General features: G+C 71.0%; 28 protein-coding genes. 19 read left to right on the top strand and 9 right to left on the bottom strand.

What is annotated here, in order from left to right:
• Positions 1–17: 17 nt before the first annotated feature.
• Positions 18–1,172: an Mrp/NBP35 family ATP-binding protein gene (locus ABR571_RS08690; RefSeq protein WP_409452795.1), complete on the top strand. Its 1,155-nt coding sequence runs from the start codon at positions 18–20 to the stop codon at positions 1,170–1,172.
• 74 nt (positions 1,173–1,246) lie between these two features.
• On the opposite strand, the gene tatB is transcribed toward ABR571_RS08690, so the two are convergent.
• The 4 genes from tatB to sigE form a co-directional block, all read right to left on the bottom strand.
• Positions 1,247–1,711, bottom strand: a complete 465-nt coding sequence (gene tatB / locus ABR571_RS08685; RefSeq protein ID WP_409452794.1) for a Sec-independent protein translocase protein TatB — start codon at positions 1,709–1,711, stop codon at positions 1,247–1,249.
• Positions 1,712–1,742: 31 nt separating this feature from the next.
• Complete coding sequence (locus ABR571_RS08680) at positions 1,743–3,374, bottom strand: trypsin-like peptidase domain-containing protein (protein ID WP_409452793.1); 1,632 nt, start codon at positions 3,372–3,374, stop codon at positions 1,743–1,745.
• Positions 3,375–3,450: 76 nt separating this feature from the next.
• Positions 3,451–3,969: a zf-HC2 domain-containing protein gene (locus tag ABR571_RS08675; RefSeq protein WP_409452792.1), complete on the bottom strand. Its 519-nt coding sequence runs from the start codon at positions 3,967–3,969 to the stop codon at positions 3,451–3,453.
• Complete coding sequence (gene sigE / locus ABR571_RS08670; protein ID WP_409452791.1) at positions 3,966–4,550, bottom strand: RNA polymerase sigma factor SigE; 585 nt, start codon at positions 4,548–4,550, stop codon at positions 3,966–3,968. The genes ABR571_RS08675 and sigE overlap by 4 nt, the downstream gene beginning before the upstream one ends.
• Positions 4,551–4,690: 140 nt before the next feature.
• On the opposite strand from sigE, the gene ABR571_RS08665 reads away from it, so the two are divergent.
• The 6 genes from ABR571_RS08665 to ABR571_RS08640 are packed head-to-tail and all read left to right on the top strand — an operon-like array spanning position 4,691 to position 10,100.
• Positions 4,691–6,049: a pyridoxal phosphate-dependent decarboxylase family protein gene (locus ABR571_RS08665; RefSeq protein WP_409452790.1), complete on the top strand. Its 1,359-nt coding sequence runs from the start codon at positions 4,691–4,693 to the stop codon at positions 6,047–6,049.
• Positions 6,050–6,079: 30 nt separating this feature from the next.
• Positions 6,080–6,718, top strand: a complete 639-nt coding sequence (locus tag ABR571_RS08660; RefSeq protein WP_409452789.1) for an O-methyltransferase — start codon at positions 6,080–6,082, stop codon at positions 6,716–6,718.
• Positions 6,719–6,997 carry a DUF4031 domain-containing protein gene (locus tag ABR571_RS08655; RefSeq protein ID WP_409452788.1) on the top strand — a complete coding sequence of 93 codons (279 nt, stop codon included), beginning with the start codon at positions 6,719–6,721 and terminating at the stop codon, positions 6,995–6,997.
• Between the two features lie 10 nt (positions 6,998–7,007).
• A complete protein-coding gene (gene cofD / locus ABR571_RS08650; protein ID WP_409452787.1) occupies positions 7,008–7,958 on the top strand; it encodes a 2-phospho-L-lactate transferase in 951 nt (316 codons plus the stop codon).
• A complete protein-coding gene (locus ABR571_RS08645; RefSeq protein WP_409452786.1) occupies positions 7,945–9,282 on the top strand; it encodes a coenzyme F420-0:L-glutamate ligase in 1,338 nt (445 codons plus the stop codon). Before cofD ends, ABR571_RS08645 begins: the two co-directional genes overlap by 14 nt.
• Positions 9,279–10,100 (top strand): serine hydrolase domain-containing protein, encoded by an 822-nt coding sequence (locus ABR571_RS08640; RefSeq protein WP_409452785.1) that lies wholly within the window; start codon positions 9,279–9,281, stop codon positions 10,098–10,100. The genes ABR571_RS08645 and ABR571_RS08640 overlap by 4 nt, the downstream gene beginning before the upstream one ends.
• Here ABR571_RS08640 and ABR571_RS08635 read toward each other — a convergent pair.
• The 3 genes from ABR571_RS08635 to ABR571_RS08625 are packed head-to-tail and all read right to left on the bottom strand — an operon-like array spanning position 10,097 to position 13,351.
• Positions 10,097–11,002: a DNA-3-methyladenine glycosylase family protein gene (locus ABR571_RS08635; protein ID WP_409452784.1), complete on the bottom strand. Its 906-nt coding sequence runs from the start codon at positions 11,000–11,002 to the stop codon at positions 10,097–10,099. The genes ABR571_RS08640 and ABR571_RS08635 overlap by 4 nt on opposite strands.
• Positions 10,999–12,084, bottom strand: coding sequence for a sugar phosphate nucleotidyltransferase (locus ABR571_RS08630; RefSeq protein ID WP_409452783.1), 1,086 nt, complete (start codon positions 12,082–12,084; stop codon positions 10,999–11,001). The genes ABR571_RS08635 and ABR571_RS08630 overlap by 4 nt, the downstream gene beginning before the upstream one ends.
• A 37-nt stretch (positions 12,085–12,121) precedes the next feature.
• Complete coding sequence (locus tag ABR571_RS08625) at positions 12,122–13,351, bottom strand: SpoIID/LytB domain-containing protein (protein ID WP_409452782.1); 1,230 nt, start codon at positions 13,349–13,351, stop codon at positions 12,122–12,124.
• Between the two features lie 177 nt (positions 13,352–13,528).
• Between ABR571_RS08625 and ABR571_RS08620 the strand changes: the two genes are divergently transcribed.
• The 7 genes from ABR571_RS08620 (at position 13,529) to ABR571_RS08590 (ending at position 19,003) form a co-directional block, all read left to right on the top strand.
• Complete coding sequence (locus tag ABR571_RS08620) at positions 13,529–15,028, top strand: LCP family protein (protein ID WP_409452781.1); 1,500 nt, start codon at positions 13,529–13,531, stop codon at positions 15,026–15,028.
• 84 nt (positions 15,029–15,112) lie between these two features.
• Positions 15,113–16,345 (top strand): LCP family protein, encoded by a 1,233-nt coding sequence (locus ABR571_RS08615; RefSeq protein ID WP_409452780.1) that lies wholly within the window; start codon positions 15,113–15,115, stop codon positions 16,343–16,345.
• Positions 16,346–16,355: 10 nt separating this feature from the next.
• Positions 16,356–17,078, top strand: coding sequence for a TIGR03089 family protein (locus ABR571_RS08610; protein WP_409452779.1), 723 nt, complete (start codon positions 16,356–16,358; stop codon positions 17,076–17,078).
• A 109-nt stretch (positions 17,079–17,187) separates the two neighbouring features.
• Positions 17,188–17,376, top strand: coding sequence for a hypothetical protein (locus ABR571_RS08605; RefSeq protein ID WP_409452778.1), 189 nt, complete (start codon positions 17,188–17,190; stop codon positions 17,374–17,376).
• A gap of 9 nt (positions 17,377–17,385) precedes the next feature.
• Positions 17,386–17,583 carry a hypothetical protein gene (locus ABR571_RS08600; RefSeq protein ID WP_409452777.1) on the top strand — a complete coding sequence of 66 codons (198 nt, stop codon included), beginning with the start codon at positions 17,386–17,388 and terminating at the stop codon, positions 17,581–17,583.
• Positions 17,584–17,595: 12 nt separating this feature from the next.
• Positions 17,596–18,042, top strand: a complete 447-nt coding sequence (locus ABR571_RS08595; RefSeq protein ID WP_409452823.1) for a DUF222 domain-containing protein — start codon at positions 17,596–17,598, stop codon at positions 18,040–18,042.
• A gap of 412 nt (positions 18,043–18,454) precedes the next feature.
• Positions 18,455–19,003 (top strand): GNAT family N-acetyltransferase, encoded by a 549-nt coding sequence (locus ABR571_RS08590; RefSeq protein ID WP_409452776.1) that lies wholly within the window; start codon positions 18,455–18,457, stop codon positions 19,001–19,003.
• Between the two features lies 1 nt (position 19,004).
• Here ABR571_RS08590 and ABR571_RS08585 read toward each other — a convergent pair whose 3' ends face one another.
• On the bottom strand, positions 19,005–20,165 hold the full coding sequence (locus ABR571_RS08585; RefSeq protein WP_409452775.1) for an acyl-CoA dehydrogenase family protein: 1,161 nt from the start codon (positions 20,163–20,165) through the stop codon (positions 19,005–19,007).
• A 134-nt stretch (positions 20,166–20,299) separates the two neighbouring features.
• On the opposite strand from ABR571_RS08585, the gene ABR571_RS08580 reads away from it, so the two are divergent.
• Complete coding sequence (locus tag ABR571_RS08580; protein ID WP_409452774.1) at positions 20,300–21,247, top strand: NAD-dependent epimerase/dehydratase family protein; 948 nt, start codon at positions 20,300–20,302, stop codon at positions 21,245–21,247.
• Between the two features lie 7 nt (positions 21,248–21,254).
• A complete protein-coding gene (locus ABR571_RS08575; protein ID WP_409452773.1) occupies positions 21,255–22,187 on the top strand; it encodes an RNA polymerase sigma-70 factor in 933 nt (310 codons plus the stop codon).
• 6 nt (positions 22,188–22,193) lie between these two features.
• Here ABR571_RS08575 and ABR571_RS08570 read toward each other — a convergent pair whose 3' ends face one another.
• Entirely contained in the window at positions 22,194–23,009 is an 816-nt protein-coding gene (locus ABR571_RS08570) for a class I SAM-dependent methyltransferase (RefSeq protein ID WP_409452772.1), read from the bottom strand.
• Between the two features lie 59 nt (positions 23,010–23,068).
• Between ABR571_RS08570 and ABR571_RS08565 the strand changes: the two genes are divergently transcribed.
• From ABR571_RS08565 to ABR571_RS08555, 3 genes are read left to right on the top strand one after another with little or no spacing between them, the layout of a single operon-like run.
• Positions 23,069–23,722: a TetR family transcriptional regulator gene (locus ABR571_RS08565; RefSeq protein ID WP_409452771.1), complete on the top strand. Its 654-nt coding sequence runs from the start codon at positions 23,069–23,071 to the stop codon at positions 23,720–23,722.
• An 18-nt stretch (positions 23,723–23,740) separates the two neighbouring features.
• Complete coding sequence (locus ABR571_RS08560) at positions 23,741–25,189, top strand: glycine hydroxymethyltransferase (protein WP_409452770.1); 1,449 nt, start codon at positions 23,741–23,743, stop codon at positions 25,187–25,189.
• A gap of 5 nt (positions 25,190–25,194) precedes the next feature.
• The gene (locus ABR571_RS08555) at positions 25,195–25,545 is read left to right on the top strand and encodes a hypothetical protein (RefSeq protein WP_409452769.1); all 351 of its coding nucleotides are present in this window, start codon (positions 25,195–25,197) and stop codon (positions 25,543–25,545) included.
• Positions 25,546–25,597 lie beyond the last annotated feature (52 nt).

Raw genomic sequence — 25,597 nt, 5'->3', positions numbered from 1 at the left:
TACGTACCATCGGCAGCGTGTCGCAGCCCGTTACTCCCGCCCCCGTTGCTCCCGCTGAGGACGCCGTCCGTGCGGCCCTGGCGACGGTCGACGACCCGGAGATCCGCAAACCCATCACCGACCTCGGCATGGTCGAGTCCGTCACGGTCGGCGCGGACGGTGCGGTGCGCGTCGGAGTCCTGCTCACCGTCGCCGGCTGCCCCATGAAGGCCGAGCTGAGCCGCGGGGTCACCGAGGCCGTGTCCCGCGTGCCCGGCGTGACCGCCGTCGACGTCCACCTCGGCGTGATGAGCGACGCCCAGCGCAGTGAGCTGCGGACCACCCTGCGCGGTGACGCGCCGGCCAACGAGATCCCGTTCGCCCAGCCGGGTTCCCGCACGCGCGTCTACGCGGTGGCCTCCGGCAAGGGCGGCGTCGGCAAGTCCTCGGTCACGGTGAACCTCGCCGCGGCGCTGGCCCAGAAGGGGTTATCGGTCGGCGTCGTCGACGCCGACATCTACGGCTTCTCCGTGCCGCGCATGCTCGGCGTCACCGGCAAGCCGACCCAGGTCGACCAGATGATCATGCCGCCGATCGCGCACGACGTGAAGGTCATCTCGATCGGCATGTTCACCCCGGGCAATACCGCGGTGGTGTGGCGCGGCCCCATGCTGCACCGCGCGCTGCAGCAGTTCCTGGCCGACGTGTTCTGGGGCGACCTCGACGTGCTGCTCATGGACCTGCCGCCGGGCACCGGGGACATCGCGATCTCGGTGGCCCAGCTCGTGCCCTCGGCCGAACTGCTGGTGGTCACGACGCCCCAGCTCGCCGCTCGTGAGGTGGCTGAGCGGGCCGGTTCGATCGCGCTGCAGACCCACCAGCAGATCGTCGGCGTCGTCGAGAACATGAGCTGGTTGGAGCTGCCCGACGGTTCGCGGATGGAGCTCTTCGGCAGTGGCGGCGGTCAGGCGGTCGCGGATTCGCTGGCCGCGTCCACGGGCACCCGAGTGCCGCTGCTCGGCCAGATCCCGATCGACCAGACGGTGCGCGAAGGCGGCGACGCCGGCACCCCCGTCGTCCTGAGCGACCCCGATTCGCCGGCGTCGACCGCGCTGCGCGGAGTTGCCGACGCGCTCGCCGCCCGCCAACGCAGCCTCGTCGGCAAGTCGCTCGGCCTCACCCCGGCCCGCTAGTCCGCGCCTTCCCCCCTGGTGTGGTTGGAAATCCGGCCGGAAATCAACCACACCAGGTGGGAAGCGCAGATCGGCTATGTCGCGTCGTCGTCGTACGCCGTTGTCGGGCGCGGCTTGGGGCGGGGACGCCGCTTGGCCTCGCTTCCGGCGGTCGGCGTGTCCCCCTTGCTCATCGACACCTGCCCGCCTGTGCCGCTCGCCCCGTTCGCGCTCGGGGCTGGGTCGTCACCGAAGATGGCGTCGCGCACCGCGTTGCCCGGATTGAGCCGGCGCGGGTCGTACTTCGACAGATCGGGCAGGTCGTCGCCGAAGACTGCCTTCGCCACCGCAGCGCGCGGGTTGAGGTTGCGCAGGTCGACGTCGGCGAACTCCGGGCCGAGCTCGTCGCGCAGCTGTTGCCGGGCGCCGGTGGCCATGTCGCGCAGGGAGCGGAGCAGCCGGGCGGCGTCCTTGGCCAGTCCCGGCAGCCGATCCGGGCCGAGCACGATCAGACCGACGATGGCAAGCACCGCCAGCTCGAACGGCCCGATGTTGAACACCCTGGCAACCCTTCTGCGTCGTCCAGCGGTCTCAGCCGAGCGTCACCTTGGTAGTGACCTTCTTCGACGAATTCTTAGGGTAGTAGGTGACCGAGATCTGGTCGCCGGGCTTGCGCTGCTCCACGATCACCGTCAGCTGGTCGAAGGTCTGCACGACCTTGCCGTCGGCGACGACGATGACGTCGCCGGGCTTGAGCCCCGCCTTGTCGGCCGGCCCACCCGGGGAGATCTGCTTGATGTAGCCGCCCACCTCGAGTCCGGCGAGGACCGTCGAGCCGGTGGCGCCGAAGGTCGCGTGCTTCACCTTGCCGGTGTGGATCAGCTGGGTCGCGATGTCGCGCGCGTAGTTGATCGGGATGGCGTAGCCGATGCCGTTGGCCGTCGCTCCCGTCCCGCCGGCAGTCGGGTCGACCGCCGCCGCCGAGTTGATCCCGATCACCGCGCCGGCCGAGTCCACCAGTGGCCCGCCGGAGTTGCCGTGGTTGATCGGGGCATCGGTCTGGATGGCGTCGAGGTAGGACGTCGTCCCGTCGTCGGACGCGACGCGTACCGGCCGGTCGAGTGCGGACACGATGCCGGACGTGACCGTGCCCTGCAGGCCGAGGGGCGAGCCGATGGCGATCACCGGATCACCCACAGCGATCTTGGACGAGTCGCCGAGCGACGCCACCGTCAGCTGCTCGTCCGTCACCTTGATCACCGCGAGATCGCTCGTCGGGTCGCGCCCGACGATCTTGGCCTTGGCTGTCGCCTCGTTGCTGAACGTCACCACGATCGAGGACTGGTCGGAGTCGGCGGCCGCTGACACGACGTGATTGTTGGTGAGGATGTCGCCGTGGGCGTCGATGACGAACCCGGAGCCGATCGCGAACTCGTTAGGAGTCTGGATCGCGATCGACACCACCGTGGGGCCGACCCGCTTGGCGACACCGGCGATCGAGCCGGGGTCGCGCTTGACCGGGCTCTGCACCTTGGCGATCGACACGTCGGGCCGGTGCAGCGCGTCGCGCGCGCGGCCGGTGAGCCACCAGCCCACGCCGCCACCCACGAGGCCGGCGATCAGCGCGACGACCAGCAGGAGAGGCAGGCTCGACAGACCGAACTTGACGCGGCGGACGTTGTCCTCGGCCTCGAGGTCCTCCTCCTCGCCCGCGTCGGCCGGACCGAGGTCGCCGTCGTCGGCGGCCGAGTCCTCGTCGGGATCGACCTGGGCCGGGGTGCCCCCGGTGAAGATCGCGCCGCGCCCGAGCCAGAAGGGCGATCGCGGGTCGCGCCACGGGTCGTGCGCGGCGTCGGACTTCCACCACGGCGATTCGGCGGGGGCGCCGGACGGGCCGATGCGCGTGCCGGGTTCGGGCGCGAAGCCCTCCCGCGCTTGCGGTGGGGCCCCGAACGCCTCGGCGAAGATGCCCGGAACGGGCGCGTACTCGGTGCGGCGGGGGGCGATCCGTTCACCGGGGGCCGGGGCGAACGCGTGCGCACCGGGCGGGCGGCCGAAGACGGCGCGCTGCTCAGGCGACGTGGTGGGCGGCGGGGGAACGTAGGACGGCTGCTCGGCGCGCGGCGCGAAACCCCCGTCGATCCCCTCGGGCCGGGCGAAGCCTGCGTCCGAACCGGAGTCGGGGGAGGGATCGGCGGCGTGCCGACCTCCTGCATCCGTCACGGGTCACTCCTCCTCGCCGGTTGCATCACTTCGAGTCTGCCCCAGCGGGGATCGCTTCGACGAACCGGTGCGCTGTTTAGGGCCGGCCGCCGCGGAAGAAATTGACCGGGTTGATCACGGGCACGTCGCCGGTCAGGGGCGTCGTCGATCGCACGGTGTGCCCGATACCGGTCTGGGCCGGCTCCTGCTCGCGGGCCACCGAACCGGCGGCGAGCGAGCCGGCCAGGGCCACGATCGCCGCCGTGGTCACCAGCGGCCGCATGCGGTGCGGCCGCCCGGTCTGGTCGGGAACCAGCGCCGCCATGGGCACGAAGCTGGTGGCCAGCATCGTGGTGCCGTCGGGGGCGAGTGCGGTCGGCAGCGAGGTCAGCGGTGTCGTCTGCGGCACGGCCCGGAGCCGGTCGAGCAGGGCGTCGGGCAATGCCGGCGCGGCGGCCGCGCGCAGCGCGAACGCAGCCTCGCGCTGGACCCGCACGGCCTGGCGGCACTCGCCGCACGAGTCGATGTGCCGCGTCGCCCGTTCCCGCGCCGAGCCGGTGAGGACGCCGTCGGCAAACGCCGCCACGGCCTCGTCGGACAGGTGCTGCGGGTTCATCGGGAAGAGACTCCGAGGGATTCGGCGGGCTCGACCGGGCGAACGCCAGGTGCGCGGTGGGCCAGGGCCTCGCGCAGCAGCACCCGACCACGGTGGATGCGCGACCGGACCGTGCCGACCTTGATCCCGAGGGTGGCCGCGATCTCTTCGTAGGACAACTGCTCGAGGTCACACAGCACGACCGCGACCCGGAAGTCCGGCGGCAGCGCATCGAGCGCCGCCTGGATCTCGGGGTCGAGGTGCATCTCGTCGTAGGTCTGTTCCGGACCGGGGTCCGAGCCGGCCAAGCGGTCGCCGGCGTCCTCGGGCAGGGCGTCGAACCGGATCCGCTGCCGGCGCCGCACCATGTCGAGGAACAGGTTGGTGGTGATCCGGTGCAGCCAGCCCTCGAACGTGCCAGGGGCGTACTGGGCCAGCGAGCGGAAGACCCGGACGAACGTCTCCTGGGTGAGGTCCTCGGCGTCGGCCCGGTTGCCGGACAGCCGGTAGGCGAGGCGGTACACCCGGTCGGCGTGCTCGCGCACCACCTCGTCCCACGTGGGCGGAACCCACGTCGGATTGTCGGCGGTCTCGACCGTCATGCGCTGCACCTTCCGTCCGTCCCGGGGCCCCTTTTCGCGGGGGCCTCAGGTACAGACAACCAAAGCAACCTGTACGCCAGCTAAACGTGGCCAAAGCCGCCTTCGTTCCCGATCCGGGGACCGACGTAACCTTTTCGCTCGTGCACTCCTACACCGCAGAGGACGAGCGCACGTCGCGCGCGCTCGCCGAGTTCTGCTTGAGTCGCCTGGCCGAACAAGCGCCGCTGGACCGCCCGCGCACGCCCGAGGAACTCGTGTACGAGGCCGGCGACACGGTCACGCCGAAGGGAATCGGGGCCGACGAGGCCCTGCGGGTGTGGCGTGACGTGCTGGGCCCGGCCTGCCTCTCCGTTGACCACCAGCGTTACCTCTCGTTCATCCCGAGCGCGCCGACCAAGGCCGCCGCCGGTTTCGACATGCTCGTCGGCGCCACGTCCATGTACTCCGGCTCGTGGCTGGAGGGGTCCGGCGCCGTTTTCGCCGAGAACCAGGCGCTGCGCTGGCTGGCCGATCTCGCCGGGCTCCCGGCCGAGGCGGGTGGCGCGTTCGTCCAGGGCGGGACGATCGGCAATCTCTCGGCCCTCGTGGCCGCCCGCGAGTCGGCCCTGCACCGCCGCGGCACCCGCCCCGCGCGCTGGGCGGTGTGCGTCACCGCCGAGACCCACTCGTCGGTGAAACACGCGCTGACCACGGTCATGGACGTGGACGTGGTGGAGGTGCCCGGCGACGAGCGCGGCCGGCTGGTCGGCGCCGAACTGCGCCGGACGGTCGATGCCCTCGCCGACGACGTCCGCGACGGCGTGTTCGCCGTGGTCGCCACCGCGGGGACGACGAACCTCGGCATCGTCGACGACATCGCCGGCGTGGCCGCCGTCGCCCAGGAGCACGGCTGGTGGCTGCACGTCGACGCCGCCTACGGCGGAGCCGGCCTGGCTGCGCCGAGCGTCGCCCCGCTGTTCGCCGGCGTCGACCAGGCCGACTCGTTCATCGTCGATCCGCACAAGTGGCTCTTCGCGCCGTTCGACTCGTGCGCGCTGATCTACCGCGACCCGGCGCAGGCGCGCGCCGCCCACACCCAGCACGCGAGTTACCTCGACCCGGTGAACGTCGAGGGCGAATGGAACCCGTCCGACTTCGCGATCCAGCTCACCCGGCGGGCCCGGGGCCTGCCCTTCTGGTTCTCCCTCGCCGTGCACGGCACCGACGCGTACACCGAGGCCATCGAGCAGACGCTGACCGTCACCCGGGCCGGCGCCGAACTCATCCGCGCCGCCGAGCACGTCCGGCTGCTCATCGAGCCGGAACTGTCCGTCCTCGTCTTCGAGCGCATCGGCTGGGAGGGCGAGGACTATGCCCAGTGGACGAGCCGGCTGCTCGACGAGCAGATCGGTTTCGTGACACCCACGAAGTACGGGGGGCAGGTGTGCACCCGGTTCGCGATCGTCAACCCGTTGACGACCGTCGACGACCTCGCGCTGCTTCTCGATTCGATGCGCTGATCCGGGCCGCGGCAGGGCTAGGGTTTCCGCATGCCCGACGCGATGCTGAATCTGGAAAGCCTGTCCTACGCGGAGTCGTTCGTCGCGGAGAACGACATTCTGCTCGGTGCGCGCGACCGGGCCCGTGAGCTGGGTTGTGTGCCGATCGGACCGGCCGGTGGCGCCACGCTTCGCGTCTTGGCCGCCGCGACGGGCGCCCGCAGCGTTGTCGAGGTCGGCACCGGCGCGGGCGTGTCGGGGCTCTACCTGATGGGCGGGATGGCCGAGGACGGCGTGCTCACCACCATCGACGTCGAGGGTGAGAACCAGCGCGCGGCGAAGGAGGCGTTCGGCGAGGCGTCGATCGCGCCGGCCCGCTACCGGCTGATCAACGGCTCGGCGGCCGAGGTCCTGCCCCGACTGCGCGACTCGGCCTACGATCTCGTCTTCGTCGACGCCGACAAGTCGGCCTACGCGGTGTACTACGAGCAGGCGCTGCGGTTGCTGCGCCCGGGCGGGATCGTCGCGTTCGACAACGCCCTGTGGCACGACCGCGTGGCCGACTCCGCGCAACGGGACCCGGACACCGTCGTGCTGCGCGACCTCGGCCGCGCCGTCCGCGACGACGACCGGTTGCTGGCCGCGCTGCTGCCGGTCGGCGACGGGCTGCTCGTCGCCGCCAAGCGCTGAGTGGCCTGCTACGTAGACACCGTCCGCGACTACCCGGCCGCGGGGCTGCGGTACACCCGGTTCTGCCACCTGCTCGCCGACACCCCCGACGAGTTGCACGCGCTGGCCGACCAGCTGGGCATCCCGCGGCGGTACTACCAGGACCATCCGTGGCGCTGGCACCACGACTTGCCCGAGCCGCTGCGGGACAAGGCCATCGAGCTTGGAGCTCGGGAGATCACGCTGCACGAGGTCGGGGCGCTGCTGAAGCGCCGTAGGGCGCAGTTGGGCATCGCGTAGGTTCGGCTGCGTGAAAATCGCTGTTCTGGCCGGCGGCATCGGCGGCGCTCGGTTCCTGCGCGGCGTCCGCGCCGCGTGCCCCGGCGACGACATCACCGCCGTGGTGAACACCGGCGACGACGTTACGCTGCACGGCCTGCGCATCTGCCCGGATCTCGACAGCGTGATGTACACCCTCGCGGGCGTTCACGATGGCGAGCGCGGGTGGGGCCGCAAGGGCGAGACCTGGCGGATCAAGGAGGAGCTGACCGTCTACGGCGCGGAACCGACCTGGTTCCAGCTCGGCGACCTCGACATCGCCACCCATCTCGTCCGCACCCGCATGCTCGACGCCGGCTTCTCGCTGTCGGACGTGACCGCGGCACTGTGCGAGCGCTGGCAGCCGGGAGTCTCGCTCGTCCCGATGTCCGACGACCGGTGCGAGACCCACGTGATCGTCCACCTCGAAGGCGCGCGCCGAGCCATCCACTTCCAGGAGTGGTGGGTGAAGCACCGGGCCGGGCTGCCGGCCGAGGCCTTCGTCCAGGTGGGGCTCGACGAGGCGGCGCCGGCGCCGGCCGCACTGGCGGCGATCAGTGCCGCCGACGTGGTCCTCGTCGCACCGAGCAATCCGGTCGTGTCGATCGGGACGATCCTCGGCGTGGCCGGCATCCGCGACGCGGTGGTCACAGCGGCGGCGCCGGTGGTCGGGGTCTCGCCCATCGTCGCCGGTGCCCCCGTACGCGGCATGGCGGACGCCTGCCTGCCGGTGATCGGCGTGGACGTAAGCGCCGAAGGCGTCGGGCGCCACTACGGCGCACGATCGGCTGGCGGGCTGCTCGACGGCTGGCTGATCCACGACACGGACTCGGCGACCGTGCCCGGTGTCGACGTGCGCGCGATCCCGCTGATGATGACCGACGACGACGACGCCGCGGCCATGGTCCGCGTCGCCCTGGAGATCGCCGATGCTCTCGCCTGACCACGCCGTCGCGCGCGTCGAGATCCTGCCGGTGCTCGGCATCGGCGAGCTGCGTCCGGGTGACGACCTCGCCGCGGTCATCGCCGAGCACACGACACTCCAGGACGGCGACGTGCTCGTGGTGACGTCCAAGATCCTGTCGAAGATCGAGGGCCGGCTGATCATGCTCGACTCGACCGACCCGGATGAGCGCGAAGCGGCCCGGCAGGCGGCCATCGATGCGGAGACCGTCCGGGTCGTCGCCCGGCGCGGCGAGCTGCGCATCGTCGAGACACGGCACGGTCTCGTCCTGGCTGCCGCCGGGGTCGACGCGTCGAACGTCGCGCGCGACGAGCTGGCGCTTCTGCCCGTCGACCCGGACGCGTCCGCGCTCGTCCTGCGCGACTCGCTGCGTGAGCTGCTCGGGATCGAGGTCGGCGTGATCATCAGCGACACCATGGGCCGGGCGTGGCGCGAGGGCTTGACCGACGCCGCGATCGGCGTCGCCGGGCTGACCGCGGTGACCGACCCGCGCGGTTCGGTGGACGCCTACGGCAACACCCTCGACGTCACCCGCGTGGCCGTCGCCGACGAGATCGCGGCCGCGGCCGACCTCGTGAAGGGCAAGCTTGGCGGGATCCCGGTGGCGGTGGTGCGTGGCCTGGCGCCCGACGGCAAGCTGCCCGACGACGGCAACGCCAGCCGCGAACTCGTGCGCGGCGCGGCCGATGACCTCTTCCGGCTCGGCACCGCCGAGGCGATCGCGTTGGGTCGAGCCGGCTCGGGCGACGAGGTGGCGCCCGAGCTGCACGCCGACGCGGTCGCGGTCATCAGTGCGCTGCCGACCGACGATGCTCGCGCCGGTGCGATCCGGCAGGCATTCCTCGGGTTCCTCGCCGCCCGGCCCGACGCCATGTGGCGCTCGTGCGCGGCCGGCCACCTGACCGCCAGCGCTGTCGTGCTCGATCCGTCCCGCGCCGCCGTATTGCTCACGCTGCACCCGCGGGTCGGCCGGTGGCTGCAGGTGGGCGGGCACTGCGAGCCGGGCGATCACACCCTGCTCGACGCCGCCGCCCGTGAGGCGCGCGAGGAGAGCGGCATCGGCGCGCTGTCGTTCGACCCGACGCCGCTGACGCTCGACGTCCACCCGATCACCTGCTCGCTCGGCGTGCCGACGCGCCACTTCGACGTCCAGTTCCTGGCCATCGCGCCCGCGGGTGCCGAGCCGGTGCGCAGCGAGGAGTCGACCGACCTGCGCTGGTTCGGTTGGGACGATCTGCCGGCCGACGTCGCGCCGGAGCTGCCCGCCCTGATCGCCGCGGCCCGCACCCGGCTGGGGTTATGAGCGCGCTGGCCGCGCTCGCCGAGTGGCCGGTCAAGACGGCGGCGGCCGCGGTCCTCGGCCCGTCCGGGGTGCTGGAATCGCACGGGCCGATGGACTCCCGGTTCGCGCTCGCCTCGGTGACCAAGCCGCTGGCGGCACTGGCGATCCTCGTGGCGGTCGAGGAGGAGGCGGTGTCGCTTGACGACTCCGCCGACGAGGCGTTGCTGCCCGGAGCGACGCTGCGCCACCTGTTGGCCCACGCATCCGGCGTGGCATCCGAGCGGCCGCTCCGGTCGTTTGCGCCGGCGCACCGGCGGGTGTACTCCAACGTGGGCATCGAGCTGGCGGCCTCGCTCGTCGAGCGGGCGACGGACCTGCCGTTCCCGCGCTACCTCGACGAGGCGGTCGGCCGACCCCTGCGCCTGGACGCCACCGCGCTGGACGGTTCGCCGGCGCGCGACGGGGTCTCATCGGTGGCCGACCTGGCCCGCGTGGTGCACGAGCTGCTGTCGTCCACCGGGCTGCTGAGCGGACCGATGCTGGCCGAGCTCGCCACCGTCCAGTACCCCGGGTTGCGTGGCGTGCTGCCCGGTTACGGTCCGCAGGACCCCAACGACTGGGGGCTGGGCTTCGAGATCCGCGGGCACAAGTCGCCGCACTGGACCGGATCGGCGAACTCGGCCGGCACGTACGGGCACTTCGGGCAGAGCGGCACGATGCTGTGGATCGATCCGGAGGCGCGTCTCGGCCTGGTCGCGCTGGCCGACCGGGACTTCGGCGAGTGGGCCGCCGCCGCGTGGCCCGCCCTGTCCGACGCCGTCCTGGCCGAGTACGGCTAGATGGCGCGGATGTCGGTGGGAGAGAAGCGCGGGCCGTAGCGCGGTGCGCTGATGCCGACCACCTCGATCAGCCGCATCACCCGCTGCCGCTGGCCGGCCCACGGGGCCAGCAGCTCGAGCATCTCGGCGTCGGTGCCCCGGGGCCGGCCGGTGAGCAGGTGCACCACCATGTTCGGCAGGTGGTAATCGCCGACGCTCACGGCGTCCGGATGCCCGAGCGCACGCTGCGCGGTCTCGGCCGCGGTCCACGTGGCGACGCCCGGGATCAGCTGCAGCCGGGTCATGGCGTCGTCCCCCGACATGGACGTGCACTCCTCGAGCCGCCGGGCGACCGACGCGGCGGCCCGGATCGCCCGCTGCCGTTTGAGGTCGACGCCGAAGCGGTGCCAGTCCCACGTGGGGACGTCGAGCAACACCTCCGACGCCGGCGGGACGAACATGCCGTCGATCGGCCCGGGCGCCGGCGTGCCGAAGCGCCGCAGCAGCAGCCGCCAGGACCGCCGGGCCTCGTGCCCGGTGACCTTTTGCTCGAGGACGGCCGGCACGAGCGCGTCGAGCACGAGTCCCGTCCGCGGCAGGCGCAGCCCCGGCCGGCGTCTCCGGGCCTCGTCCAGGATCGGCACCGTCGAGACGTCCAGCCCGGACCAGTCGTCGCCCTCGCCGAGCAGGGCCGGAACCCGCTCGAGGAGCCAGTCCGCGCCGTCGCCCCAGGCCCGGGCGGAGACCACGGGCCCTTTCGCGTGCACGGTCAGCGTGCCCGGTCCCTCAGGGGTCCCCCACGCCCCCCAGAAGCGCCCCGTCGGCTCGAGCCGGTGCGCCGGGTCGCCCGGTCCGCGCACCATCGCCCAGAGCGTGGCCCGCACGTCGACCGGCCGCCCCGCGTCCCAGGTTCGCTCGTTCATATGTCGGACGAGAAGCGGATCGCGCCGTCGGCGAGTCGGACGCCGGGCCACACCCGAGCGCCCGAGCGCAGTTCCACGCCGGCGCCGAGCGTGGCGCCATCGCCGATGACCGCGTCCTCGACGACCGTGCCGGCGCCGATCACCGCTCCGGCGCCCACGACCGACCGCCGCACGACCGCGCCGTCCTCGATGCGGGCGGCGTCGAACACCACCGCCCCATCGACCGTGGCCCCGGCGCCGACCGACGCGTTCTGCCCGATCGTCGAACCGCCGGAGATGAACGCCGTCGGGTCGACCGAGGCGCCGGGCAGGACGAGCCGCTCACCGGGAGCCACCACCGCCGGGGACGGGGCAATCCCGCGGACCAGGTCGGCCGATCCCTCGACGAAGTCGGCCGGCGTGCCGAAGTCGCGCCAGTACCCGTCGTTCAGGTGACTGACGACCGTCGCGCCGGCGGCCAGCAGCCCGGGAAACGTCTCGCGCTCCACCGATACCGCCCGTCCGGTGGGAATCGAGTCGATCACCGACCGGCGGAACGCATAGAGACCGGCGTTGATCTGATCCGTCACCGGGTTCGGGTCCTTCTCGAGGAACGCCGTCACCCGGCCTTCGGCATCAGTGGGGACGCAGCCGTACGCGCGCGGGTCCGGGACCCGGTGCAGGCACAGCGTCACGTCGGCGGCGTACTTCTCGTGCGTGGCCACGAACGCGTTCAGATCCACACCGATGAGGTTGTCGCCGTTGAAGACGAGCACGGTGTCCCCGCGCAGCACGCCGGCCACGTTCCGGATGCCGCCGCCGGTGCCGAGCGCCTCCGATTCCACCACGTACTCGAGTTGCACGCCGAGGTCCGAGCCGTCGCCGAAGTACTTCTCGAACACCTCGGCGCGATAGGACGTCCCGAGCACGACGTGCGTGATGCCGGCCGATCGGATGCGGGCGATCAGATGAGTGAGGAACGGGACACCCGCTGTGGGCAGCATCGGCTTCGGCGCCGAGAGGGTCAGCGGGCGCAACCGGGTGCCCATGCCCCCTACGAGGATGACGGCGTCGACTTCGGCCACCGGCAGAGCCTCGCACATCTGCCCCGGCCGACGGGCCCGGACCGGGCCGGCACCGTCAGGCGGCCGCCAGCAGGTGTAGCCACGTCGTGCCCGCGCCGATCGCCGCCGCGAAGCCCGACCCGGTGAACGGGACGGTCGTGGTCAGCCCCTTGGCGTTCTTTCCGACCACCGAACCGGCGCGGACCCGGCCGCCCCACGTGCCATGACCGTCGCGGCTGCTGAAGGTGATCGCGGTGACGGTGGCCAGTCCGAAGAACTTCGCGATGTTGGCGAGCGGCACCGTCTTCGTGTACGCGAAGTACGGCACGTCGGACGTCGCGTTGTCGTAGGGGTCGGCCTCGGCCACGAGGTAGGGCTGGGTTCCCGCGACCGACCAACCACCGTTGGAGGCCGCGAACTGCGAGAAGACCGGTGCGCCGTTGTAGCGCAGCACCTGGTTGGACGTGTCGGTCGCGGCCGGCGGGTAGTCGCGCCACCGTTCCTGGCCCGCGGCGTCGTAGTAGATGTGACCGCCGTAGACCTGGCACTGCGTCGTGTCGCAGATGTCGTACTGGGAGTTCTGCGGGTGGGTCACCGCATAGTCGCCGTAGGTGCGCGCGGCGACCGCCTGGGCGTCGACAGCGGCGCGCGGCCACGACGCCGGCATCTCGCGAGGGACGACGCCCTGCGTGTAGACGTTGTAGCTGATGCGGTTGACGGTGTACACGCCGGCCGCGCTGCCGGTTGCCGCGAGGCGCACGGCCTTGAGCGCGCCGTAGTAGAAGGTGCTGGCGCCGCCGGGCCGGTACAGGCGCATCGAGTACCCGTTCGTCCGGCGGAACGCCGACCCGTTCGGCAGCCCCGTCCGGTAGTTGGTCCAGACGGAACCGGGCGCGGTGGCGATGCGCTGCAGGGCGAGCCCGCTGCCCGCGTCGGCGACCAAGCGGTAGAGCCGGATGCCCGTGATCGGGAGCTCACCGGCCTGGCCGACGACCACCGTGTGCTGGTAGGCACCGATCGTCGTGGTCGACCCGATCCCGCTGAGCCGCACCCGGATCGCCTGGTAGCCGACCTTCGTGAGCAGCGTCGTGCCCGGGTAGTAGAACGCGGCGATCTGCTTGTAGTTCCTGCCCACGAGCGCCGCACCGTAGGCCCCGTACTGACTCATGCCGTGACCGTGGCCGTTCCCCTTGAGCTGGATCGTCACGTTCTTCGCGCCGGCCGGGACGCTCAGCGTCTCGGCGGAGGCCGGAACCGCGGGAAGCCCGGCGGCCAGCAAGATCGCGGCCGTGACCGCGATGGACATCCTTCGAGCTGTGCGCATTACCACCGAACCTCGCCGTCGAAGCGGCGCCGCGCCGCATCCAGGCACCCTACGTAGGAAAATCGCCTGACACCAGAGGCATCATCACTCACAACGGTCACGCAAGACTCAGGTGTCGCAACCAGGAACGGTCCGGATCCGCAGCTAGCCTCGGGTGCGATGTCATCGGACCCGTACGCCGATCCGGACGCACCGCGCGGCCCGGCCGTTCGCGGCCTGGGCGTCCCCCACCGGGTGCACGTCGGCCTGCGCGCGGCGTTCGCGTCCCTGTCGTTGCTCGTCCTCGTGGGCAGCGGGCTGGCCTGGGCGACGTTTCGCGACTTCACCGCGCGCGTGCCGCACGGGTACCCGGTCCCCGCACTGGCGGCCGGCGAACACGATGTCGACGGCAAGGACCAGAACATCCTGCTGGTCGGCAACGACACCCGCGCCGGCGCCACTGACGCAGAACTGAGGGCGCTGCACACCGGCCATGACCGGCAGACGGCCAACGCGGACACGATGATGCTGCTGCACGTCCCGGCCGACGGCTCGCGCCCCACCCTCGTCTCGTTCCCGCGTGACTCGTGGGTGACGATCCCGGGTCATGGCAAGGGGAAGATCAACGCCGCCTATCCGGACGGGTACGTCGCGGCCAAGAACGCGGGCCGCACCGAGACCGCCGCCCAGAGCGCTGGCATCGTGCTGACGATCAGGGCGATTCACGCGCTGACCGGCATATACGTCGACCACTACATGCAGGTGAACCTGCTCGGCTTCTACCGGATCAGCAAAGCCATCGGTGGCGTCCGGGTCTGCCTCAATGCCGCGCAGAACGCCACGACCGACCGTGACGAGTTCGGCAGCGGCTACTCGGGCATCAACCTGCCCAAGGGCGTCTCGACCATCTCCGGGGTGCAGGCCCTCGCCTTCGTGCGGCAGCGGCACGGGTTGCCGCACGGCGACCTGGACCGGATCAAGCGCCAGCAGTACTTCCTCAAGGCGGCGTTCCACAAGGTCACGTCGGCGGGCACCCTGCTCAACCCGTTCAAGCTGCGCGACATGCTCACCGCCGTCGGCAGTTCACTGCTCGTGGACCCCAAGCTCGACCTGCTCGCCCTGGCCCGGCAGTTCGAGTCGCTCACCTCGGGCCGCATCCAGTTCGCGACGATCCCGAACAACGGCGCGCAGATGATCTACCCCGACGGAGTGGCCACTTCGATCGTCGAAGTGAACCGGGCGGCCATCCCGGCCTTCGTCGCCGGGTTGCAGGGCAAGGCGAACTCCGCGTACGACGATGCGTCGGCCGCTCCGGCCACGTCCGTGACGGTGGACGTGCTGAACGGGACCGACGTCGCGCGGCTCGCGGCCCGCAACGCAACCGCGCTGCGCGCCTTCGGATTCAAGATCAATACCGTCGACTCCACGTCGTCGGCGGCGCAGCAGACGTTGATCGAGTACCCGGCCGGAAAGGAGGCGCAGGCCAAAGCGGTCGCGAAGAACGTGCCCGGCGCCAAGACGGTGATGACGCCGGACGTGCAGCGTGTGACCCTCGTGCTCGGCAGTGACGGCCGGTGGGCGAAGGGCGTGGCCGAGGCCCCGGCGAAGCGTGTGGGCGGATCGCGCACGGCGACGTCGAAGTCCGCCGATCCGACCGACGGGCTCGGCTGCATCGACTGACCCCGGTGCGCCCGGACGAGTCCCGCTGAGCGCACGCCCGCGGCTCAGGCGGCTCTCACGACAGCTGCTTGTACCCTCGCCCAGGTGGCGCCCCGACCTTCCTCTGCGGACCCGTATGCGCCGCTGCCGCCGCATCTCGATCCGCGCGGCCGGCACCGCGGACATCGCGGGCCTGGCGGCGGTCAGCGCCTTGCTGCGCTGCGGGTGTTCGGGCGCACGCTCGGCGTGATCCTGTCCGTCGGACTGCTCCTGCTGGCCGGCTACTACTGGTACACGTTCCGCAACATCAACAACGGTGTCCCGCGCCGGAACGTGGCCGTGGGCGCACAACCCAGCGGCAAGACCGACATCGACGGAACCGACCAGAACATCCTGCTCGTCGGCAACGACGACCGCAGCAACATGACCGACGCCGAGGTGCGCGACCTGCACGTCGGACGCGACGGGGGCAGCAAGGCCACCGACACGATGATGATCGTCCACGTGCCGGCCGACGGCTCCAAGGCGACGCTGATCTCGCTGCCGCGCGACTCCTACGTCGACATTCCCGGCCATGGCCACAACCGGCTCAACGCGGCGTACGTCCTCGGTTACAACGCGGCCAAAGACGGCGGTGACACCGACGCCGATGCCCAGACCGCCGGCGCCGACCTGCTCATCAAGAGCATCACCAACTTGACCGGATTGACGATCAACCACTACATCCAGGTGAGCCTGCTGGGCTTCTACGAGATCAGCAAGGCGATCGGCGGCGTGACGATCAACTTGTGCAAGAACGTCGACGACACGACCGCGGCCAACCGGGCGGCCGGCTTGGACGGGGGCTCAGGTTTCAAGATGTCGAGGGGCAGGCACACGATCAGCGGCAAGTCCGCGCTGCAATTCGTGCGGCAACGGCACTTCCTGTCGGGCGGGGACCTCGACCGGGTCCGGCGCCAGCAGTACTTCCTGACCTCGGCGTTCCGCTCGATCGCGTCCGCCGGTCTTCTGTTCAAGCTGAACGCGCTCGGCAACGCCGTCAAGCGCAACATCGTCCTCGACAAGGGTCTTGACCTGGTCGACCTGGCCAAGCAGATGGAGAACCTCCAGGCCAACAACATCGTGGGCCGGACGATCCCCACGACCGACGCGAACATCGACGGGAACTCGGTGCTCGCCGTCGACCCGGCGAAGGTGCAGCGCTTCGTCGCCAACGTGATCAATCCGCCGGCACCGGTGAAGTCGTCCTCGACGCCGTCGCCGACCACGTCGAGGTCCGCCGGTGCGTCGGCGAGCGCGTCGGCGTCGAAGGCGATCGATGCCAAGTGCATCAATTGAACCGGCCGCGGTGACCACGCCCGAACGCCAGTTCGCGCAACTGCTTGCGCGCGATCCCTCGTCGCCCTTGATCACCTATTACGACGAGGCGACGGGCGAGCGCACCGAGCTGTCGGCGAAATCGCTGGCCAACTGGGTGGCCAAGACACACCACTTGCTGGGCGACGAGCTCGGGCTGACGGTAGGCGACACCGCCCTGCTGGCCCTACCGGCCCACTGGCTGTCGGTGCCGATGCTGCTCGGCTGCCTGACCGCCGGCCTGGCGCTGACGACGGAGGGTGACGCGGATGTCGCGTTCACATCGGCCGCGTCGCTCGATTCAGCCGCCGCGTCGCTCGATTCAGCCGCCGGGGCGGTCGACGTCTACGCGTTCGCGCCCGAGTCGGCGGCGGTTGGGTTCCGCGGCGAGCCGCCCGCGCCCGCGCTCGACTATGTCGCCGCCGTGCGGCCACAGGCCGACGCCTGGGCGAGCGTGCAGATGCCGGCCGGACCAGATGACCCGTGCCTGCCCGGCGGGACGCGCGGGGAGGTCGCGGCGCGGGCCGGCGCGACGGGACTGGCATCGGGGGCGCGAGTTCTCACGACCCGCGGCTGGGCAACGCCCCAGGATTGGGTCGACACCCTGCTGGCGCCGATAGCCGTCGGAGGGTCCGTGGTGTTCGTGGCCAACTGCGCCGACGACGCGGTGCTCGAGCGGCGGATGTCGCAGGAGCGCGCCACCGTGCGCATCTGAACCGCCTTTCTCCCGTCACGAGGCGCGGCCGGTGCCTCAAGACAGATGCGCCGATCACCACGCGGCGAGATGGGACAAACTGTCAGACCCTGTCCCTAATGTCGGGTGCGTGGATGCAGTACTGATCGACCCGCTCGCGGTTGACCCTGCGCGTCTTGATCACGACGACCGGTTGCGTCTGTTTGAGACGATCGAGCATCAGCGTTCGGCACTGGACGCGCAGCAGCAGCTCACTCTGTCGCTGCTCGCCGACGAGGACGACAGCGATGCTTCGTCGAAGGAATGGGTTCGTGAATAGGTGGCCGCGGTGCTGTCGCTCGCGCCGACCACCGCGGCGGTCAAACTGCACGAGGCGAGCGAATTGATCCACCGGCTGCCGCAGACCTTCGACCGGCTCGTCGACGGGTCGATCACGATGATGCATGCCCGCGCGGTGATCGACGCGTCGCGCTTCCTGCCCGACCGAGCGGTCGCTGAGCTCGAGAAGCGCGTCGTCGCCAAGTAGCAGTCCCAGACCATCGGCAACTTCCGCCGACTGGTCAAGCGTGTGCTGATCGCCGTCGACCCGCGCGACGCCGAGCAGCAACACGCCGCGGCCGTCGAGGACCGGTCGGTCCGCATGCACCCCGGCGAGTACGGCATGGCGACGGTGTGGGCGACCATGCGCGCCGACGCCGCAGCCTCGTTGATGGCGGCGATCGATGCCCACGCTCGTGCGCTGACCGACGATGACCGGACGATCAGCCAGAAGCGCGCCGATGTGCTCGCCGACCTCGGGGTCCTCGCGCTGAACAGCACATCAACGACCTGGCAGGGCCGGCGACCCGCCGTGAACGTCTCGGTCGCCCTGTCCACGTTGCTCGGCGCAGACGAACAGCCGGGCGAACTCGACGGCTACGGAAGCATCCCTGCCTCACTGGCCCGGCCATCTCCTTCGATCCGAGCGGCACCTGGCGGCGGCTGATCACCGGTTCCGCCGGGCACCTGCTCGATTACGGCCGCTCGACCTACCGCCCGCCGGCCCCGCTGCGCGACCACGTGATCAATCTGCACAAGACCTGCACCTTCCCGGCTGTCGCCGCGCCGCATGCCATGGAGAACTGGATCACATCGACCCGTTCCCGTGCGGGACGACGAGCAACAAGAACCTGCACACCCCGTGCAAACGACGTCACGACGCCAAGCACCAGGCCGGTTGGACGGTCACCAAGAACCACGACGACGTCGTCACCTGACGTCCCCGACGGGCCGCCGGTACGACAGCGAGCCGGCCCGCCATCCGATCGACACGACGACGGATCCGCCTCCGTTCTGAGCAACGCGAGTGCGCGCAAACACGGGTGCCCTTCGTGTAGGGGCAGCGGTACCGTCCGGCGGTGAACATCCGAGCGCAACGACGATCCGACGACGACGCCGTGGGCCGCGTCCTGCTCGACGCCTTCGGCCGGCAGCGGGTGGTGGATCTCGCCGCCGCGCTGCTCGCTCGCGCTGATGCACCGGGCGTCGCCCTGGTGGCCGAGGACGAGGCCGCCGAGAACGAGGACGACAACACCCTGATCGGTCACGTGCAGCTGTCGCGCTCGTGGATCGACGCGCCGGATCGGCTGGTCGAGGTGCTGGTGCTCAGCCCGCTGGGCGTCGCGCCGCACCGGCAGCGGCAGGGCGTCGGCCGCGCGCTGTGCGCCGCCGCGCTGGAGGGGGCGCAGCGCGCGGGCGCGCCAGCCGTCTTCCTCGAAGGCGACCCGGCGTACTACGCGCGACTCGGCTGGGAGCCGGCGAGCCGCTACGGCGTCACCCCTCCCTCGACACGCATCCCCGAGCGGGGATTGCAGATGACGCCGCTACCCGGCTGGCGGCCCGACATGGCCGGCGCGCTCGTCTACAACGACACCTTCTGGTCACACGACTGCGTCGGGCTGCGGTAGCTCACTTGAGCAGGTTGCGCGCCATCACCATCCGGTTGATCTGATTCGTGCCCTCGTAGATCTGGGTGATCTTGGCGTCGCGCATCATGCGTTCCACGGGGAAGTCCTGGGTGTAGCCGTAACCCCCGAACAGCTGCACTGCGTCGGTGGTCACTGACATCGCGGTGTCCGACGCGAACACCTTGGCCGCCGAGGAGGTGAACGTCAGGTTCGGCTCGTTGCGCTCGGCCCGCGCCGCGGCGGCGTAGACGAGCTGGCGGGAGGCCTCGATCTTCATCGCCATGTCGGCGAGCATGAACTGGATGCCCTGGAAGTCGGCGATACGCTGACCGAACTGCCGGCGCTCCTTCACGTAGCCGAGCGCCGCGTCGAAGGCACCCTGCGCGATGCCGAGCGCCTGCGCGCCGATCGCCAAACGGGTGTGGTCCAGAGTCCGCAGCGCGGTCTTGAACCCGGTCCCCGGCTCGCCGATGATGCGGTCGGCCGGGATCGTGCAGTCCTCGAAGGAGATCTCACAGGTGGGGCTGCCCTTGATGCCGAGCTTGCGCTCCTTGGCGCCGACCGAGAAGCCGGGGTCGTCCTTGTGCACCACGAACGCGGAGATCCCGTTGGCGCCCTTCTCGGGATCCGTCACCGCCATCACCGTGTAGTACGTCGAGACGCCGGCATTTGTGATCCAGCACTTGGTGCCGTTCAGCACCCAGGAGTCGCCGTCGAGGACGGCCTTGGTGCGCATCGACGCGGCGTCGGAGCCGGCTTCGCGCTCGGACAGCGCATAGCTGATCATCGCCCCGCCGGCGATGTCGCCGAGCACCTTCTGCTTCAGCGGCTGCGATGCGGCAAGGATGATCGGTTGCGAGCCCAGCTTGTTGACCGCCGGAATGAGTGAGGACGACGCGCAGACCCGCGCGACCTCTTCGATCACTATGCAGGTCGAGATGGCGTCGGCGCCCATGCCGCCGTACTCCTCGCCGATGTGCACCGCATGGAAGCCGGCCCGCACCAGAGCGTCGAGCACGTCGTAGGGGAACTCGGCCTTCTCGTCGATCTCGGCGGCGCGCGGAGCGATCTTGTCTTCGCTGAGCTGGCGGATCGCCTTGCGGAGCAACTGTTGTTCGTCGGTGAGGCGGTACTGATCGGAACCGGCGTCTGCGCTACCCATGCCCGCGATCGTATGACGTCCTAGTAAATGGCGTGCCGCCGAGGGACCAGCGTCACTCGGCCATCCGTCACACCGCCGGCGGCTGTCTCGTCTCCTGTCCGACCGCAGCCCAACCGCGACGAAGGAGACTTCCCATGCGCGTGTTCCTGGCCGGCGCCACCGGCGCGATCGGCACCCGCCTCGTCCCCCAACTGGTGGCCGCCGGCCACTCGGTGGTCGCCACCACCCGCACCCAGTCGAAACTCGGCCTGCTGTCCGACCTGGGCGCCGAACCCGTCGTCGTCGACGGGCTGGACGCGGCCGCCGTCGGCGAAGCGGTGGCCGCGGCCGAGCCCGACGCCGTCGTGCACCAGATGACCGCCCTCGCGGGAATGTCCGACCTGCGTCGTTTCGACCGCACCTTCGCTGCCACGAACCAGCTGCGCAGGGTCGGCACCGACAATCTGCTGGCCGCTGCCCGCGCCGCCGGTGTGCGGCGCTTCGTCGCGCAGAGCTTCACCGGGTGGCCCAACGAGCGCGTCGGCGGCCCGATCAAGTCCGAGTCCGACCCGCTCGACCCGTCGCCGCCGAAGGCGCAGCGCGAGACGCTCGCCGCCATCGAATACCTCGAACGCGCTGTGCCGGCGGCGCCGCTCGAGAGCGTGATCCTGCGCTACGGCATGTTCTACGGTCCGGGCGGTTGGGACGACATGCTCGAGCTCGTGCGCCGCAGGCGGCTGCCGATCGTCGGCGACGGATCCGGGATCTGGTCGCTGGTGCACCTCGACGATGCCGCCGCCGCGACCATCGCGGCGCTGGATCGCGGTCACGGCACGTACAACGTCGTCGACGACGAGCCGGCGCCCGTGGCCGACGTGTTGACCACGGTGGCCGAGATCCTCAGCGCGAAACCGCCCCGCCGCGTGCCGGTCTGGGTGGGCAGGCTTGCGGCCGGCGAGGTCGGCGTCTCGATGATGACGCGGGTTCGCGGGTCGTCCAACGCCAGGGCCAAGCGCGAGCTCGGCTGGGCCCCGCGGTGGGCGAGCTGGCGCGACGGGTTCCGCGCCGGCCTGGACGTCCCCGCCGACACCCGTCGAGGATGATTGCGACGTGGCTGTCGACGTATTCACCGAACTGCGACCGCTGCTGTTCGCGATCGCCTACCGGATGCTCGGCAGCGTGAGCGACGCCGAGGACGTCGTCCAGGACGCCTACGTGCGCTACCACCGGGCTGTCGCCGAGGGCACGGAGATCGAGTCGCCCAAGGCCTACTTGTCGGCGGTCACGACCCGGCTGTCGATCGACCTGCTGCGCTCGGCGCGACACCGGCGCGAGACCTACGTCGGCCAGTGGCTGCCCGAGCCACTGCTGACCGACCGCGGCGCACCCGACCCGGCCGAGCAGAGCGCCGAGGCGGACTCGCTGTCGATGGCGTTCCTGCTCGTCCTCGAGCGGCTCGGCCCGGTCGAGCGGGCGGTGTTCCTGCTGCACGACGTCTTCGGCTACGAGTTCACCGAGATCGCTCCCGTGGTCGGCCGCAGCCCGGACGCCTGTCGCCAGGTCGCGGTCCGGGCCCGACGGCACGTGACGGCTCAGCGACCGCGCTTCGAGGCATCCCGAACGCGGCGCAACGAGCTCGCCGACAAGTTCGTCGCCGCGCTCTCCGGCGGCGAGGTCGACGCACTCGTCGAGCTGCTCGCGGCCGACGTCGTGGTCACCGGCGACAGCGGGGGCATGAGCCCGTCCTGGCCGCGTCCGATCACCGGGCGGGACAACGTCGTTCGGCTGCTGCTGGGTCTGGCCGAGCAGATGCGCCGGGCCGGTGTTGTCGCCCTCGAGCGGGTCGAGGTGAACGGGCAACCCGGCGCGGTCGTGCGCGACCGCGACGGCGGCCTGGTCAACGTCTTCAGCTTCGACATCGCCGACGGCTCCGTGCAGGCCGTGCGCTCGGTCATCAGCCGGGACAAGCTGCGTCACCTCGGTCCGCTCGCCGACGTCGCGGCCCTGATGCAGGCGCGCCGTGAGGCCGGCGGGCGGCCCTGACGCCGATCACGAGGCCAGGCAGAGCACCGTCGAACTCGGGATCTCGACACCGTTCGGGGTCCGGTACTGAGCGGTGAGCGTCGCCACCTGCTCGCGGACGGCGGCAATCTGTTCCGCAGTTGCCCCGGCGACCGCCGCGGCCAGCGGTGGCGACAGCGCCAGTACCGTGTCGACGTGATCCGCGGACGTGCTGAACAGCCGCGAGGACGCGATCGGGGTCACGACGACGTCGGCGAACCCCGCGTCCCGCACGCGCTTGTCGAGGTCCACCGGGTCGGCGAGCGAGAACGGCCCGCCGGGACCGATCGGTGGCCCGCCCTGGACCAGCCCCTGCAGCATGGCCGACATTCCGACCGTGAGCATCCAGGGGTTGTCCTGCGGCGCGCCCCACACCGCGACGGCCATCCGGCCGCCCGGCCGCAGCACCCGGCGGATCTCGGCCAGCGCCCGCCCAGGGTCCAGCATCAGCATGAGGCCCATGCGGAACACCACGATGTCGAACGATGCGTCCGGCCGGTCGATCTGCGCGGCGTCGAGCGTCGCGACGTCGGCGTTCGGCACCGCGGCCAGGCGCTTCTCGAGCAGCTCGACCATCCCGGCCGCGGCGTCGCTGGCCAGCACCGAGCCCGGCGGGCCGGCGGCGTCGGCCAATCGTGCTGCCAGCTCACCGGTGCCGGCGCCGAGTTCCAGAACCTGCTTACCGCGCAAGTCGCCCAGCCCTTCGATCAGTCGGGTCGTGAGCTCGGCCTTCATCTCCTCGACGTCGTCGCGCCGGCGGTCCCAGTGCGGCGCGGCGGCCGACCAGTCAGGAAATGCTTCCATCAGTTGTCCTCATTCCGGTACAGTGCTTCTGTGTTGAATACAGTGAAGGTGTACTCGATTTGAGCGGCCAGGTCAAGCGCCAATACGACTCGTCGCGGCGCAAGGAGCAGGCGCGCGAGACGCAGCGAGCCGTCCTGCGCGCGGCGCACGACCTGTTCGTCGAGCAGGGCTACGGCCGCACGACGATCGCCGACATCGCCCGCGCCGCCGGTGTGTCGGCGGAGACGATCTACGCCACGTTCAAGAACAAGGCGACCCTGTTGCACCGCGTCTGGGACGTGACGATCGGCGGCGACGACGAGGACGTGGTGTTCCATGAGCGCCCCGAGATCATGGCGATCCGGGCCGAACCGGACCTGGCGAAGCGGTTCATGATGCACGCCCGGATGTCCACCGCCACGGCCCGGCGCATGACGCCGTTGCGACTCGCGGTGCTGGGCGCCGCCGGCAGCGAACCGGCCGCGGCCGACATGCTGGCCGAGATGGACCGGCAGCGGCTCGCCGGCATGACGGTGATGGCGGCGGCGTCGGACGAGACGGGCCAGCTGGCCGTCAGCGAGGAGGAATGCCGCGACGTCGTCTGGGCGATGACCGACGGGCTGCTGTGGCACGCCTTCGTGAACGGACGCGGCTGGAGCGACGAGGAATACGCGGAGTGGGTCGGCCGGGTGTGGGTGGCGACGCTGGTACGGCCGAAGACCCGGCGGTCCTGAACGGATACGCTCGCGTCCATGTCGCAGCCCTTCGACGCCGCCGCGGCGTCCGCCGCCTACCGCAACGCCCTGCAGGTGATCGAATCGGTCGAGCCGACGGTTGCCGGCGCGATCCGAGGCGAGCTCGCCGACCAGCGGGCGTCGCTCAAGCTCATCGCCAGCGAGAACTACGCCTCCCCCGCGGTCCTGCTCACCATGGGTACGTGGCTGTCGGACAAGTACGCCGAGGGGACGATCGGGCACCGCTTCTACGCCGGCTGTCAGAACATCGACACCGTCGAGCAGGCGGCGGCCGACCACGCCAAGGCGCTGTTCGGCGCCCCGCACGCCTACGTCCAGCCGCACTCGGGGATCGACGCCAACCTGGTCGCCTTCTGGGCGATCCTGGCGCAGCGCGTCGAGTCGCCGGCCCTCGACAAGGCCGGCGCGAAGCACGTCAACGACCTGTCCGCCGCCGACTGGGAAGAGCTGCGGCACGCGCTCGGCAACCAGCGGGCGCTCGGCATGTCCCTGGACGCCGGCGGGCACCTGACCCACGGGTTCCGCCCCAACATCAGCGGCAAGATGTTCGAGCAGTCGTCCTACGGCACCGACCCGGAGACCGAGCTGCTCGACTATGCCAAGGTCCGCGACGCCGCGCGCGAGTTCAAGCCCCTGATCCTGATCGCCGGGTACTCCGCGTACCCCCGCAAGGTCAACTTCGCGACGATGCGCGAGATCGCCGACGAGGTCGGGGCCGTCCTCATGGTCGACATGGCCCACTTCGCCGGTCTCGTGGCCGGCAAGGTCTTCACCGGTGACTTCGACCCGGTGCCCCACGCGCACGTCACGACCACGACGACGCACAAGTCACTTCGGGGACCGCGCGGCGGGATGGTGCTCTGCGAGCCGGAGTTCGCCGACGCGGTCGACCGCGGCTGCCCGATGGTGCTGGGCGGCCCGCTCGGGCACGTCATGGCCGCCAAGGCCGTCGCGCTCGCCGAGGCCCGCCGACCCGACTTCGCCGTCTACGCCCAGGCGGTGGCCGACAACGCCGTCGCGCTGGCGGAGGGACTGAGCAAGCGGGGCGCCCGGCTGGTGACCGGCGGTACCGACAACCACCTCGTCCTCGTCGATGTGACGTCCTTCGGGCTGACCGGCCGGCAGGCCGAGTCGGCCCTGCTCGACGCCGGCATCGTCACCAACCGCAACGCCATCCCCCGTGACCCGAACGGCGCTTGGTACACCTCGGGCGTGCGGATCGGGACGCCCGCGCTGACCTCGCGCGGCTTCGGCCCGGCCGAGTTCGACCGGGTGGCCGAGCTGATGGTCGACGTGCTGACCGCCACCACGCCGAGCGCGGCGGCGTCGGGCGGATCGTCCAAGGCCAAGTACGCGATCGGCGACGGTGTCGCGACCAAGACGCACGACGCGGCAGCCGAGTTGTTGGCTGCCAATCCGCTGTACCCCGGCCTCGAGCTGAGCTGAGCGGGGTGCCTGTCGACCCGAACATCGCCGGCCTGCTCCAGCTCATTGCCGCCGCCGGGCGCCCGGCGGTCTGGCAGAGCAGCCCGGCCGACGCGCGGCTGGGCATCCGCACCCTGATGGTCGACCTCCGCGATCCCTCGACCCTCGCCCCGGTTGCATCCGTCACCGACGCCACCGTCGCCGGGTCGATCCCGGTCCGGGTGTACCGCCCGCAGGCCGCGAAGCCGGTACCGACGGTCGTGTACTTCCACGGCGGCGGCTTCGTCATCGGTGATGGGATCGCGGCCAAGACGCACGATGCGGCGGCCGAGCTGTTGGACGCCAATCCGCTGTACCCCGGCCTCGAGCTGAGCTGATCGGCGTGCCCGTCGACCCGAACGTCGCCAACCTGCTCCAGCTGATCGCTGC

It is taken from the genome of Jatrophihabitans sp., assembly GCF_046262535.1.
In the GTDB taxonomy this organism is placed as follows: Bacteria; Actinomycetota; Actinomycetes; order Mycobacteriales; family Jatrophihabitantaceae; genus Jatrophihabitans.
Note: the sequence above shows the minus strand (reverse complement) of the source record. Positions and strands in the feature narration are given on the sequence as shown.